At 39.3% G+C, this 14,319-nt stretch carries 16 protein-coding genes; 4 read left to right on the top strand and 12 right to left on the bottom strand.

Translation table 11 applies throughout. The features are described from left to right. Positions 1–33: 33 nt before the first annotated feature. The 4 genes from arsH to RMB03_RS17815 are packed head-to-tail and all read right to left on the bottom strand — an operon-like array spanning position 34 to position 2,598. Positions 34–747 carry an arsenical resistance protein ArsH gene (arsH, locus tag RMB03_RS17800; RefSeq protein ID WP_005041299.1) on the bottom strand — a complete coding sequence of 238 codons (714 nt, stop codon included), beginning with the start codon at positions 745–747 and terminating at the stop codon, positions 34–36. Then, on the bottom strand, positions 734–1,780 hold the full coding sequence (arsB, locus tag RMB03_RS17805; protein ID WP_270902311.1) for an ACR3 family arsenite efflux transporter: 1,047 nt from the start codon (positions 1,778–1,780) through the stop codon (positions 734–736). Before arsB ends, arsH begins: the two co-directional genes overlap by 14 nt. Positions 1,781–1,790: 10 nt before the next feature. Continuing rightward, a complete protein-coding gene (locus tag RMB03_RS17810) occupies positions 1,791–2,264 on the bottom strand; it encodes an arsenate reductase ArsC (RefSeq protein ID WP_003651285.1) in 474 nt (157 codons plus the stop codon). Between the two features lie 4 nt (positions 2,265–2,268). Next, positions 2,269–2,598 carry a metalloregulator ArsR/SmtB family transcription factor gene (locus RMB03_RS17815; protein WP_311077108.1) on the bottom strand — a complete coding sequence of 110 codons (330 nt, stop codon included), beginning with the start codon at positions 2,596–2,598 and terminating at the stop codon, positions 2,269–2,271. 84 nt (positions 2,599–2,682) lie between these two features. On the opposite strand from RMB03_RS17815, the gene arsC reads away from it, so the two are divergent. Continuing rightward, a complete protein-coding gene (arsC, locus tag RMB03_RS17820) occupies positions 2,683–3,111 on the top strand; it encodes an arsenate reductase (glutaredoxin) (protein WP_311077109.1) in 429 nt (142 codons plus the stop codon). A gap of 70 nt (positions 3,112–3,181) precedes the next feature. Here the strand turns inward: arsC and RMB03_RS17825 are convergent, their stop codons facing one another. From RMB03_RS17825 to RMB03_RS17835, 3 genes are all read right to left on the bottom strand, one after another. Then, on the bottom strand, positions 3,182–3,343 hold the full coding sequence (locus tag RMB03_RS17825) for a DUF1427 family protein (protein WP_000784879.1): 162 nt from the start codon (positions 3,341–3,343) through the stop codon (positions 3,182–3,184). A 57-nt stretch (positions 3,344–3,400) separates the two neighbouring features. Next, entirely contained in the window at positions 3,401–5,275 is a 1,875-nt protein-coding gene (locus tag RMB03_RS17830; protein ID WP_311077110.1) for an amidohydrolase, read from the bottom strand. 109 nt (positions 5,276–5,384) lie between these two features. Further along, positions 5,385–6,071, bottom strand: a complete 687-nt coding sequence (locus tag RMB03_RS17835; protein ID WP_311077111.1) for a hydrolase — start codon at positions 6,069–6,071, stop codon at positions 5,385–5,387. A gap of 197 nt (positions 6,072–6,268) precedes the next feature. On the opposite strand from RMB03_RS17835, the gene RMB03_RS17840 reads away from it, so the two are divergent. Further along, the gene (locus RMB03_RS17840) at positions 6,269–7,159 is read left to right on the top strand and encodes a LysR family transcriptional regulator (protein WP_003651276.1); all 891 of its coding nucleotides are present in this window, start codon (positions 6,269–6,271) and stop codon (positions 7,157–7,159) included. Between the two features lie 39 nt (positions 7,160–7,198). Here the strand turns inward: RMB03_RS17840 and RMB03_RS17845 are convergent, their stop codons facing one another. Further along, on the bottom strand, positions 7,199–7,948 hold the full coding sequence (locus tag RMB03_RS17845) for a GntR family transcriptional regulator (RefSeq protein WP_311077112.1): 750 nt from the start codon (positions 7,946–7,948) through the stop codon (positions 7,199–7,201). Positions 7,949–8,346: 398 nt separating this feature from the next. Here RMB03_RS17845 and RMB03_RS17850 point away from each other — a divergent pair, with 398 nt between their 5' ends. Together RMB03_RS17850 and RMB03_RS17855 are read left to right on the top strand one after the other, a co-directional pair. Further along, the gene (locus RMB03_RS17850; protein WP_311077113.1) at positions 8,347–9,807 is read left to right on the top strand and encodes an NCS1 family nucleobase:cation symporter-1; all 1,461 of its coding nucleotides are present in this window, start codon (positions 8,347–8,349) and stop codon (positions 9,805–9,807) included. A 5-nt stretch (positions 9,808–9,812) separates the two neighbouring features. Then, positions 9,813–10,547 (top strand): aspartate/glutamate racemase family protein, encoded by a 735-nt coding sequence (locus tag RMB03_RS17855; RefSeq protein ID WP_311077114.1) that lies wholly within the window; start codon positions 9,813–9,815, stop codon positions 10,545–10,547. Positions 10,548–10,617: 70 nt separating this feature from the next. On the opposite strand, the gene tauD is transcribed toward RMB03_RS17855, so the two are convergent. From tauD to tauA, 4 genes are read right to left on the bottom strand one after another with little or no spacing between them, the layout of a single operon-like run. Then, positions 10,618–11,499 (bottom strand): taurine dioxygenase, encoded by an 882-nt coding sequence (tauD, locus tag RMB03_RS17860; RefSeq protein WP_311077115.1) that lies wholly within the window; start codon positions 11,497–11,499, stop codon positions 10,618–10,620. An 8-nt stretch (positions 11,500–11,507) separates the two neighbouring features. Further along, positions 11,508–12,377: a taurine ABC transporter permease TauC gene (gene tauC, locus RMB03_RS17865; protein WP_311077116.1), complete on the bottom strand. Its 870-nt coding sequence runs from the start codon at positions 12,375–12,377 to the stop codon at positions 11,508–11,510. Next, positions 12,374–13,168 carry an ATP-binding cassette domain-containing protein gene (locus RMB03_RS17870; RefSeq protein WP_311077117.1) on the bottom strand — a complete coding sequence of 265 codons (795 nt, stop codon included), beginning with the start codon at positions 13,166–13,168 and terminating at the stop codon, positions 12,374–12,376. Before RMB03_RS17870 ends, tauC begins: the two co-directional genes overlap by 4 nt. Before the next feature lie 9 nt (positions 13,169–13,177). After that, entirely contained in the window at positions 13,178–14,218 is a 1,041-nt protein-coding gene (gene tauA / locus RMB03_RS17875; protein ID WP_311077118.1) for a taurine ABC transporter substrate-binding protein, read from the bottom strand. Positions 14,219–14,319: the final 101 nt, after the last annotated feature.

Here is a 14,319-nt window from a genome sequence, read left to right on the forward strand (position 1 = left end):
CTAATATGAGCACTTTTTATTGTCATCAATCTACTATTTTTGATTGACTCGTTTTGATAACTCTTCTGCCGATTCTTTACGTTCCGAATAACGATCTGTCAGATATTGTTTTTGTCCACGTGTTAATAAAGTGAACTTATAGAGTTCCTCCATTACATCGACAATTCGGTCATAGTAAGAGGATGGTTTCATACTTCCATCTTCTTCAAACTCTAAAAAAGCTTTAGCAACCGAAGACTGATTTGGGATGGTAATCATACGCATCCAGCGCCCTAAAATGCGCATTTGATTCACAGCATTGAAAGATTGAGAACCTCCACTAACTTGCATAACGGCTAAGGTTTTACCTTGTGTTGCACGAATTGCTCCCCCAGCTAAGGGAATCCAATCAATCTGAGCTTTTAAAATCGAACTCATTGCACCATGACGTTCTGGTGAACACCACACCATACCTTCTGCCCAAGCCAAAAGCTCATGCAACTCTTGCACTTTAGGATGATCTGTTTCTGCATCCTCTGGTAAAGGTAAACCTTTAGGATGAAAGATTTTAACCTCGGCGCCTAAATATTCAAGAATTCGTCCAGCCGTCAACACAGCAAAACGGCTATAAGAACGCTCACGATTAGACCCATATAGCAGTAAAATGCGTGGTGGATGTTCAAGTTGCTGTGCTTGCACTTGTTCCAAAGTAGGCTTATCTAAAAGATTTAATGCCACATTGGATAAATCATTGTTAAGACTGTTCATGTGAGAAATACTTTTTCTTTAGCCAAAGAGAAACTGAAACGAGTGAAATTAAAACTGGAACTTCAACCAATGGTCCTATGACTGTAGTAAATGCTACAGGTGACGCTAAACCAAATGTTGCAATCGCAACGGCTAAAGCGAGCTCAAAGTTGTTACCCGCAGCGGTAAATGAAATAGCAGTGGTACGTGGGTAGTTATTTCCCATACGTTTACTCATAAAGAAGCTAATGAAGAACATCACCACAAAGTAAATCGTCAGTGGAATCGCAATTCGTAGCACATCTAAAGGTAAGCTCACCACATCACCACCTTTTAAGCTGAACATCGCAACAATGGTAAAAAGTAATGCAATCAAACTAATTGGACTAATTTTTGGCAAGAATTTAGTTTGATACCAATCTAATCCTTTTGCTTTCACTAAAATGAGTCGCGTTAGAAAACCCATTAAAAATGGAATACCTAAATACACCAATACAGCATGGGTAATGGTCCAGAAATTCACATCAATGACTTGACCAGCCACACCAAAATACGGCGGCAATAAAGTTAAGAAAAGCCATGCATAAGTACTAAAGAATAAAATTTGGAAAATACTGTTAAAAGCAACTAAAGCAGCAACATATTGGTTATCCCCACAGGCCAAACCGTTCCAGACCAATACCATTGCAATGCAACGTGCCAAGCCTATCAAGATTAGACCTGTCATATATTCCGGATAGTTATGCAGAAAAATAATCGCTAAAGCAAACATCAAAATTGGTGCAATTAACCAGTTTTGGACTAAAGACAAAGCCAACGTTTTTTTATCTTTAAATACTTCCGGTAAAGCTGCGTAATCCACCTTTGCCAAAGGTGGATACATCATTAAAATTAAACCAATTGCAATCGGAATATTGACGTTATCTACACTAAGTTGATTCAAAGAAACCGAGGCTTGAGGAAAGAAAACACCTATGGCTACCCCTAAGCCCATGGCAATAAAAATCCATAGCGTCAGATTCCGGTCTAAAAAAGAAAGCTTTTGCTTAGTCATCTCGGCTCTCTTACTCAATATGAGAGATTTTATTAATCTCAGCAATCAAATGTGAACGGTTTAAGTTCGCAACATCTAATGCAAACAATGCATCTAAACGACGGTTAATATGATCTACAGTCTCTTGGAAAGCTTTTAATTTTTCTTCTTTTGGCAAGTCCAAATGAGATGGATCACTTAAGCCCCAGTGTGCTTTGATTGCACCGCCTAAATAAAGTGGGCATGCTTCTTGTGCAGCAGAATCACAGACTGTAATCACAACATCTGGTTGATACTGCTCGCAGTCATCAATGGTTTTGCTCCATAGCCCATCTGTTGAAAGACCTAAGTTTTCAAGAGTTTCAATGGTTAATGGATGCACCTGTCCTGAGGGTTTACTACCTGCGCTATACGCTTTCCAACTTTCTGGTGCACGGCTATTAAATAAAACTTCCGACAAAATGCTACGACAACTGTTTCCTGTACATAAAAATAAGAATTTCATGATCTTACTCACAATAAGTTGAAATAGAAGAAAACTGTGAAGATGATTGATTCACTAAACTTTCATCTTGGTTTCCTATAATTTTCAAAATTTCAACGGCCCAACTTGGTAAATCTGGGTTGACGCTGTAATACACCCATTGCCCTTGTCTTGAGTCAAGTAAAATGCCATGAGTACGTAATAGCGCTAAATGTCGGGAAATTTTTGGTTGGCTTAAATCAAGTTGTTCGGTCAGTTCACAAACACATATGTTTTGTTTGCTTAAAACCAATTTAAGAATGCTTAACCGAGTAGGGTCCGAAAGACATTTAAAAAAATCGACTTGAGTAATCATGTCAGTAACAGTTCATATTCGTTATTGCAAATATACGGATATCCATATATAAATGCAATATCTTAATTCGGCGATAAATTTGTCATGACAGAGCTAGTGAAGATTTACCATAACCCTGCTTGCGGAACCTCACGTAATACGCTGGCACTTATTCGTCACGCTGGGATCGAACCCATTGTTATTGAATATTTACAGACACCTCCTAGTAAAGATGAGCTTACTCAACTCATTTCACAAGCTGGGTTAACTGTTCATGATGCAATTCGTAAAAATGTTGATCCATATAAAGATTTAGATTTGGAACAAGACAGCTGGACAGATGAACAATTAATTGATTTTATGATTCAGTACCCAATTTTGATCAATCGCCCTTTTGTGGTGACTTCAAAAGGTACACGTCTGTGCCGCCCTTCTGAAATTGTCCTTGACATTTTAGATTCAGAAAACTTAGGCTATTTTGCAAAAGAAGATGGTGAAGTGATCATTAATGAACAAGGTCAACGAGTAAAATAATTTAAGATTCTCATCAATATAAAAAGCTAAATGGCACAATACCATTTAGCTTTTTGTTAAATGAAAACGGTTAAAAGTAGGACTTAATAAAAGGGAGGAGTTGTTCTCCTATCACCATGCCTAATAAACCGACTAATGCAACAAGAGGTGGAGCTGGCGACTTCACATTTAAAACGTAATATAAGACACCAACGAGCAACCCTACAGCCAAAGATAATAAGTACATTTTCATGGTACATACCTTAGAGAACCAAGCCATTTAAAGCGGCAGGTTCCCATACTGTTTTATTTAAAATGCAAAACACGAACAACCCAGTGCGCCCCAGAAAGATTTTTTATCTTTATCATTTACAGGAACATCAAGCATCCATGAGTGGCTATGTCCATGCATACCGCAACTGCTAGCACATGCACATAGCGCGCTTTCTGACTGTAAAGACTGATTTGAAGGTGCATTACGGTTTTCAGATAAACGCCATTGTCCACCAAAGCGTTTTACTGGCGACCATGTTGGTGATGCTGGTGGTAATGGAGGATCATCCTGCTTAAACTCTGCTCCGGCATATACCACTTTGCCACCTAAAACAGTGAGCACAGACTCAATCCACTGAATATCATCTGCTTCAACTTTGAAGTAGTCATCAGACAATACAATCAGATCGGCAAGTTCGCCTGCTGTTAGTGAGCCTTTGACACCTTTTTCACCTGAAAACCAAGCCGAACCTTTGGTCCAGAGCATAAGCGCTGTTTGGCGGTCTAACAGATTTTTTTCATCATACAAAGGTAAACCACCAACAGTTTTACCTGTGCTCAACCAATATAAGCAAACCCAAGGGTTATAAGATGCAACACGTGTTGCATCTGTTCCCGCACCTACAGGAACACCGAGCTCTAACATTTTCTTAACTGGTGGCGTTGCTTGAGCAGCTTCTGCACCATAGCGTTTTACGAAAATCTCACCTTGATATGCCATACGGTGTTGAATGGCAATACCGCCACCCAATGCACCAATACGCTCAATATTACGTTCAGATACGGTTTCGGCATGGTCAATAATAAATCGGGTTGCAAATGGCTGTTTTGAATTTACTTTTTCAAATACATTGAGCAAACGATTAATACTTTCATCATAGGTTGCATGAATACGAAATGGCCATTTTTTTTCAGATAAATGCTCTACAATGGCTTCGAGTTCACCTTCCATCTTTTCTGGTAAATCCGGACGTGGCTCATAGAAATCTTCGAAGTCGCCCGCCGACCAAGTCAGGTTCTCACCCGCTCCATTCATTCTAAATAGTTCATCACCATCGCCTGGGAATGTCATTTCTGTCCAGCGACGATAATCATCAAGTTCTTGACCAGCCTTTTGAGCAAATAAGTTGTAAGCAATTCGCACCGTCATTTGATTTTGATCATGCAATTGCTTAATCACATCATAATCTTCAGGATAGTTTTGCCCGCCGCCACCAGCATCAATCGCAGAAGTAATACCTAATCGGTTCAATTCACGCATGAAATGACGAGTTGAATTGACTTGATCTTCAACTGGCAATTTCGGCGCTTTACCTAAGGTCGAATATAAAATCATAGCGGATGGAGTTGCGAGTAATAGACCTGTTGGCTCACCCTTTTCATCTCGTACAATCTTGCCGCCGGGCGGGTCTGGTGTGTCTTTGTTAAAGCCTAATACATCAAGCGCAGCTCGGTTCAACAAAGCGCTAGCATATAAATGTAAAACAAATACTGGAGTATCAGGAGCGGCTTTATTAATTTCTTCTAAAGTCGGTAAACGCTTTTCGGCAAACTGGAATTCAGTCCAACCACCAACCACACGTACCCATTGTGGAGCTGGTGTATTATCAGCTTGTTCCTTGAGTAAGCGTAGTGCATCCGCTACAGAAGGTACACCTTCCCAACGCAGTTCCATATTGTAGTTCAGGCCACCACGAATAATATGCAGATGGCTGTCATTTAGACCCGGTATAACGCGACGACCATTTAAATCTACAACTTTGCTCGTCGCTGATGCCAGCTTCATGATCTCATCATTTGTGCCGGTGCGTACGACTTTACCATCTGCTATGGCAATTGCTTGTACTTCTGGATTTTTAGGATCTAGTGTGGTGATTTTACCGTTTTTGAGTATGAGGTTTATTTCGGTCATTCTGAACTCCATTCTTGTGAATTATCGTTCTAAAAAATAAAGGCATATCCGTATTAATATCACTTCAATATTGAATACTAGACATGCCTTTACCTAAATAAGTACTATTTTATTTTGCAGGAACTGGCGCAAGTACTTCGTGTTTTGATGTGGTACGTTCAGGTGCCTTATGAACCATTGTATAAGCATAGTCAACGCCCATACCATAAGCACCAGAATGCTCACGTACAATTGCCATGACTGCATCATAAGTATCACGGTGTGCCCAATCACGCTGCCATTCAAGTAACACTTGTTGCCAAGTTACAGGAACGACACCTGCTTGAATCATGCGCTGCATAGAATAATCGTGCGCTTCTTTCGATGTACCACCAGAAGCATCCGCAACCATATAAATTTCATAATCACCTTCAAGCATGGCACCAAAAGCAAAGGTGTTATTACACACTTCAGTCCATAAACCTGAAACAATCACTTTCTTACGATTATTTTTTGCAAGCGAATCACGTACTTTTTGGTCATCCCATGAATTCATTGAAGTACGTTCTAATAATGGAGCATCGGGAAGTACATCTAAAAGCTCAGGATAGGTATGACCAGAGAAGCTTTCCGTTTCAACCGTGGTAATAGTGACAGGAATATTGAAAGTTTTAGCTGCTTTTGCTAACCCTACCGTATTATTTTTCAATACTTGGCGGTCTATTGACTGTACCCCAAAAGCCATTTGTGGCTGGTGATCAATAAAAATAACCTGACAATTCGTTGGTGATAGTTGTTCTAAAAGTGATTTATTCATGGGTAAACTCCATTATTCCTTATGAGTAGTGCATTGAAATTGCTTACTGGTCACTATCAAAACAGATAAAAATGTAAAAGCATAGACAGCAAATCAGCACGAATCTGTATCCTGTACGAATACAATAAAAACAATGATTGCTTTTTAATTTTTATAGTTTAATCATTGATATATATTTTTTTAACTTTCGCTTATCCATGGATCGATTAGACTGTATTTCCACTTTTGTAAGTGTCGTAGAACATGGTAATTTTAGTAGTGCAGCCAGAGCACTCGATATCTCTCGTGACTTGGTTGCCAAACGCGTTTGCTACCTCGAAAATGACCTAAAAACTACACTATTAACCAGAACCACAAGACAGATGAACCTCACCTCTTGTGGAGAAAAGTTTTATCAACATAGCAAAGTCATTTTAAGTGAGTTTGAATGGGCTGCCTATGAAATTAGCTACAATCAGCAGTACCCTGAAGGAGAACTCAAGCTCAATACACCAATGTCTTTTAGCAATATTTTTCTTCAAAATATAATTTCAGACTTTATTGAAAAATACCCTAGTATCAAAATTGATTTGTTCATGACCGATCAGTTATTAGACATGAATAATAATAAATTTGATTTAACAATTCGTGTAGATGGCTCTCCTCCAAATTTGGCAAATAGTAAAATATTAAATACCTATCAACGATATTTATATGCAACGCCTGAGTATTTTAATCAGCATGGATTACCCGCCTCTTTAGAGGAACTCAAAGATCATAAATTTTTAATTTATTATCAAGATAGCCGTCATAAGAAGTTGATTTTCCAAAAAGATCAAAAAGAAGTGTCCTTTAATTGTTTCCCTGTGATGACCTGTAATAATGGTGAATTATTATTAGATATGTGCCTAAAAGATCACGGTATTGTCTTTCTTCCAGAGTTTATTGCAGAGCCTTACTACAAGGAAGGTAAATTACAGAAATGTTTGGAGGACTACACCAGTCAGCCACTTCATTTATATGTGACATGGCCAAACCGTAAAATTTTATCGAAGAAAGTAAAACTATTTATTGATTTTTTAACGCATCAAATCGCTCCTATAAAATAAGTGGTCTGGGCCTTTTCCATAAGAATTGGCCCACTTTTTTTAGTTGGTTTGAGTAGCTTCAATCTTCTTATTTTTAAATAAATTTAATAAATTTTGCTCTGCTGTTACTACGCTGTTTTCTTCAATAAATGTCGTCGCGTAGTGTTCTAAATGCTCTTCCATCAGTTGTGTGGCTCGTTTTTCATCGCCTTGCTCAATAGCATCTAAAATTGCACGATGTTCATCTGCCGAACAATTATTATGTTTTGGAATTTCATACAAACCAATTAACAATGATGTTCTCGCAATAAGTGTCTGCAAATAGCTGGTCATAATCGTATTTTGATTAGCTTCAACAAGCTTTAGATGAAATTTACCTGATAGCTTAATCCACTCGGCCCAATTTCCAGCTAAACGTTCATGAGATTCTTGATCGACTAAAGCTCTAAGCTCACTAAAATCTAAGTGATGAGACTTTTGTGCAAGTTTTTTTACCGTGGCGATTTCAAGCATGCTGCGTGCTTCAAAGACCTCTTTTGTTTCATCAAGGCTATGTTCTGCTATGAGTGCCCCACGATTGGGCTGTATTTCGATGACTCTATCATGGGCGAGTTTAACAAAAACGCGTCTTAAGACTCCCCGTGTCACACCAAATGCTTCACATAATGGCGCTTCAACCAAGCGTGCTCCAGGTGTAAGTTGCCTATTTAAAATAGCATCTACAATAGCGTTATATATATGGTCATCAATTTCATCATTGCTCATTTCTACGGCTTTTTTTGGTGCATTCGATGGCATTGATTTCTCCATTTTTATTAACGCCCTCTCTTCTTTAAAACATTATTTAATTTGAACAGTGTATGTCCAACTTAACTATTTGGAAATATTTCTCTCATAAGAACAATATCTATGCTGGAAGATCTATTCAAGATTTAACATTATAAGATTGTTCCATTCCTTTAAATTTACTCATTTTTTTATAACAGATTAAGCAAACCAACTTTCATTAATTTATCCCTAAATACCCAAACTATTAGTTGAACGGAAAAACTCACAAGCTTTGATTTCAGAATTTGGCATAACTCTTGCTCAATTAAGATTGTGCACAATTTAAATATAAAATTGCGCACAATCCCAATTTCATTCTTTTAGACAGAAGTCCAAAGCTGCTGAAAGTACCCACCATCTTAGGGAAGTGAGCGTTCAAGATGAATAATAGCGAAGCAATAATTAAACCTTCTTATGATGCAAAACTGACAAATCAAGACTTAGCCCCTTTAAAAAAGCAAACATGGGGTGCTTATAATATTTTTGCCTTCTGGATGTCTGACGTTCATAGTGTCGGTGGTTATGTTATGGCCGGAAGCCTTTTTGCACTTGGGCTGAATAGTTGGCAGGTACTTTTATCTTTACTCATTGGTATTGCAATTGTTCAGTTTTTTACAAATCTGATTGCCAAGTCTAGCCAACAAACAGGTACTCCCTATCCTGTTATTTGTCGTGCAACTTTCGGTGTGCTGGGTGCAAATATTCCTGCCGTTATTCGTGGTCTGATTGCAGTCGCGTGGTATGGCATTCAAACCTATTTGGCCTCAAGTGCATTCTTATTGGTCATTTTAAAGTTCTTTCCGGAATGGTCAGTCTATGCAGATGTTTCAAATTATGGATTTCTTGGACTGTCCTTTTTAGGATGGATCGGCTTCATGCTGCTTTGGCTACTACAAGCTATTGTTTTTTGGTCTGGCATGGACAGCATTCGTAAGTTCATCGACTGGGCTGGCCCCGCGGTCTACGTTGTGATGTTTGCCATGGCAGTATGGCTCATCTGGAAAGCTGGATGGCAAAATATTGATTTAAACTTGAGCGGTGTTCAGTACGACGGTTTCGCGGTTGTACCTATCATGATCGGTGCTATTGCTCTTGTTGTTTCATATTTTTCAGGACCTATGCTGAACTTTGGCGACTTCGCTCGTTACGGCAAAAGTTTTAGTGCCATAAAAATGGGCAACTTTCTTGGTTTACCCATTAACTTTCTAGGCTTTTCTTTACTTACCGTGGTTTGTATTGCAGCAACGCTACCTGTTTACGGCAAACTCATTACCGACCCTGTCGAAATGGTTGGCAAATTGGATAACACCTTTGTAGTCATTTTAGGCAGCTTGACCTTAATGATTGCGACCATCGGGATTAATATTGTCGCTAACTTTGTTTCGCCTGCCTTTGATTTTTCGAATGTTTCACCGAGCAAAATTAGCTGGCGTATGGGTGGAATGATTGCAGCAGTAGGTTCAATTTTCATCACCCCATGGAATCTGTTTAATAACCCTCAAGTGATTCACTATACCATTGATATTTTAGGTGCATTTATCGGCCCACTTTTTGGTGTATTGCTAGCTGATTTTTACCTCGTCAAAAAACAAAAAATCGTAGTAGATGACTTATATACCTTAGACCCTAAGGGTTTGTATTGGTACAAAAATGGTTATAACCGTTCTGCTTTTTATGCCTTAATTCCAGCTTCATTAATTCCTGTTTTGTGCGTACTTTTACCGCAATTATCTGCGCTTGCTAATTTCACTTGGTTTATTGGCATGGGGCTTGGTTTTGTGATTTACCGATTTCTTAACCAACCGCTTACTCATGCTAAATCTGTAATGACCAAGGTATAAGTACAATGAAAATTAAAATTATTAACCCCAATACTACTCAAAGCATGACAGACAAAATTGCTGCATCAGCAAAGATAGTCGCGGGGGCTGGTAGTCAAATTATTGCAGTGAGTCCTCAAATGGGCCCTGCAACGATTGAAAGTTATTATGATGAAGCATTAAGTGCAGTAGGTGTGCTGGAGGAAATCCGACAAGGTGAACAGCTAAATGTAGATGCCTATGTTATTGCCTGTTTTGGTGACCCTGCGCTTTATGCTGCCCGTGAAATTACGTCAGCACCTGTGATTGGGATTGCTGAAGCAGCTATGCGTACCGCAAGTTATGTAAGTACTGGGTTTAGTGTAATCACAACATTACAGCGGACAGTGAATATGAGTTGGCATCTGGCTCATCGCTATGGGGCTCAGCCCTTTTGTAAAAATGTTCGAGCTTGTCACATCGCAGTTGAAGAGTTGGAGCTTCCTGACTCAGATGCTTATCGAACCATACGAGATGAATGCGCAAAAGCGCTCGCTGAAGATAAAAGCGATGCGATTGTGTTGGGCTGTGCAGGTATGAGTGATTTATGTCTAAAGCTACAAAATGAGTTAGGTGTAATGGTTATTGACGGCGTCACAGCAGCAGTTAAGCAAGCAGAAATGTTGGTTCAGTTAAATTTAAAAACCAGCAAAGTTGGTGATTGGGCCTCACCTCCGGTGAAAAAATACTCAGGCATATTGTCAGTTTTTGGAACACACTAGAGATGAGTTACTGTTTCAATTCCAACTCAAAACACTGCATTGGAATTGAAACAAAGAGAAATTAAAAGAATTAAACCTCGGCTAACTCTGGCTGTTGTTCTTTTTTATAAAATGGCACATCACCATTAATGGTTGCACGGTGCATAATTCGATGTGCATCGCCATAATCAAATAATGCTTTATGTTGCGTGCAGCGATTATCCCAAATCGCTACATCACCATCTTGCCATTTCCAACGCAAATGAAACTGCTCTTGGGTCGCATGTTCAAACAAGAAATTAAGCAACCGTTCACTTTCTTGCTCGGATAACTCATTAATTCGAGTGGTAAAGCCTTCACTTACAAACAACAAAGGCTCACCTGTAACAGGATGGGTACGCACCACTGGGTGAACCACTGGTGGGTTACGTTTAAATGTTTGCAAAAGCTTTTCACGTTCTTCATCGTTATGGGCAAAACGCTCAAGTGGAAAAGACTTACGAATATCATGTGTCGCCGTTAAACCACGTAATTTTTGCTGTAATTCAAGCGGAAGGCCTTTAAAAGCTGCTGTATTACTTGACCATAACGTATCGCCACCTACAGGTGGAATTTTAATAGCTTGCAACACGCACCCTAATGGTGGATTTTTGCTAAAAGTCACGTCTGTGTGCCAAAGTTCATTGTCACGCAAATCTTGTTTCCAACTGTCGAGCACCATGACTTCAGGCACATCTTCAATTGAAGGATAAATTGGGTGCACATGTAAGGTGCCAAAACTACGTGCCAAGTCTGCTTGTGCTTGAGGCGCTAATTGTTGCTTTCGAAAAAAAATGACCTGATGATCAAGCAAAGCCTGATGGATTTGTTGCGTCGTCTTTTCATTTAACGCATTCAAATCAATATCGTGAATAATTGCGCCAATGGTAGGCTTGATCACTTCAATATTTAAGTTTGCTACTACTGTATTCATCTTCTTTACTACAACTGCTGACCATACCAAGGAGAAAACTGTTTTTGTAACCAACGTAAAAACAGCTCAAAACTAACTGCGACAATCGCAATCACAATAATGCCCAAAATCACCGTATCGGTAATTAAAAACTGTGCTGCCGACTGCACCATAAACCCAATACCACGGTCCGCTGCAACCAACTCCGCTGCAACCAATGTTGACCAACCTACCCCAAGACCAATACGGATACCAGTAATAATATGAGGTAAAGCTGTTGGTAAAATGACATGCCAAAATACTTGTGACTGACTTGCTCCTAGCGACAAGGCAGCTCGTTCACGATTAAGCTGATGGCTCAACACACCATGCGCACTACTAATAATGACAGGCGCCAAAATCGAGAAGAAAATCAAAAGTACTTTTGTGGTTTCGCCAATACCGAACCAAATTACGAGTAATGGCAAATAAGCTAACGGTGGGATTGGACGTAATAACTCAACCAAAGGATCTAAAACTGCACGTACCCATTTGTTCAACCCCATCCATAAACCTAAGGGAACACCAATCACCACAGCAGCAATCAAAGCTAAAAATACACGAGAGATACTGGCTGCTAAGTGTTGCCACAAGGTTGCCTTCATAAAGCCTTCTTGGCTTACCGATATAAATTTTTGCCATACTGCCTGTGGGCTAGGTAAAAACAGTTCAGGTACGATATGCAAAGCAGTAATGAGAAACCAGAGCGCAACAACGCTTCCCACACTGATTATGCTTACCACCAGAGTTCGATGTTTCTCAAAAAATGACGATAAAAATGAAGGATTTTCTGTTTGCACATCTGGCTTAAGTTTTAGCCCTGCTTTGTCATATTCATAGACGTTATCTTTAGTGCTCATGTGGTTAACGCCTCCTTACCGCTTTGCTTTTGTGCCCTTAAACTTTCAAATAGCTGTTCTCTAACCTGAATAAATTGAGGGTCAGATTTAATCGAGCGAATAGACTCGCCCTGACGATATCGCTTCGCAAAATCGAGATGTAGAGTTTCTACAATTTTGCCTGGATGAGCTGTCATCAGAACTAACTGATTGCTGAGCAACAATGCTTCTTCAATGTCATGGGTAATTAAAAAGAAGCTTTTATTTTGCTGAATCCATAAATCGAGCACTAACTGCTGCATGTTTTCACGTGTAAAAGCATCGAGTGCTGCAAAAGGTTCATCTAATAAAATAAATGGCGCGTGACTAATCAAAGCTCTTGCAATGCCGACACGTTGTTTCATACCACCGGAAAGCTCCCAGATATTGGCTTTTTCAACGTGACTTAAACCCACAATTTTTAAAATTGCGCTCACTTGCGCTTCGATATCCGCACGCTTTGAACCTTTTAACTGCAAAGCGAAGCCAACATTATCTGCAACATTCAACCAAGGAAGTAATGCATGATCCTGAAACACCACAGCGCGGGTTACATCTGGTCCATTTACGACTTCATGATTTACAAGCACATCACCGGAACTTGGCTTTTGAAAACCAGCCAAGATATTAAGCAAAGTTGTTTTGCCACAACCCGACTCACCTAAAATGACAGTTAAAGAACCTTCTTCAATCGTTAGGTTAATGTCTTGTAAAACTGGCTTTTGCTGTTTAGGAAAAGTCAGATGAATATGTTTGGCTTCTAATACACTCATGACAACTCCTTAAGGCTGCAAAAATGAAGAGTTCACATTGCCTTTATAATCGGCTTTAAGTTGGTCGACTTTGCCCTGACCTTTTAAGAACTTCGCAGTATCAAAAATATTTTGCGCAAATTCACCATCTAAAGTTTGTTTTTGCTGAGCGTGGTCAAGGTAAATATTTCCACTTAATAAAAGCGGGATATCTTTTGGATCAGAACCTGTTAACTGAGCAATTTTCTCAACGTTATCGGCATTTTTAACGTAAGTAGCTGGGTCTTGATTATATTTTTCGAGTTGCTCAAGTGTGGTTTTAACAAAAGCTTTTAGGAAATCAGGATTTTTCTCTGCAAAATCTTTACGTACCACCCATAAGTCGTAGGTTGGAGCACCCCATTCACCCACTTGTTTTGAGTCGGTTAAAACCGTGCCAGATGCTTTGGCTTTACTTAAAGCGGGTTCCCATACATAGGCAGCATCAATATCACCACGTTCCCACGCCGCTGAAATTTCAGGTGGACGCAAGTTAATAATTTTTACTTTGTCTTCTGGAATGTTCCAATGTTTAAGCGCAGACAATAGGCTGTAATGCGTAGTTGAAACAAAAGGTACTGCGATGGTTTTACCAATTAAATCTTGAGGGGTTTTAATGCCTGATTTATTACTTACTACCAATGCTTCAGATGCACCAAGTTTTGAAGTAATTAAAAATACTTCAATCGGTAAATCACGGCTTGCCGCAGCTGCAAGTGGGCTTGAGCCAATATTACCAAGCACAACATCACCTGAAGCCAGAGCGTTTACAACGTCTGAGCCGGCATCAAATTTTTTCCATTGAATGGTACGTTGACTATGCTTTTCATATTCCCCATTTGCTTGCGCTACTTTGCTTGGGTCAACCCCTGTTTGATAAGCAATGATGACTGGTTTGCTGTCACCAACTGAAGCACTTGTATTATTGTCTTTCTTATTTTGCCATACGATAAATGCAACAATTGCTACAACCACAATTGCCGTGATAATCAACGGTTTGGTCTTTGTGCTCATAATTTCATGATCTTTCAATAATATAAGCTCATGGTATGCAGCTGGCCTTATAATGAAAAATAAAAAAATATGAGTTGCTTATCAGGTTTTTATAAATAACTTTTCCTTATAAGTTTTTA

The organism is Acinetobacter sp. V91_7 (genome assembly GCF_031799075.1).
Taxonomy (GTDB): domain Bacteria; phylum Pseudomonadota; class Gammaproteobacteria; order Pseudomonadales; family Moraxellaceae; genus Acinetobacter; species Acinetobacter calcoaceticus.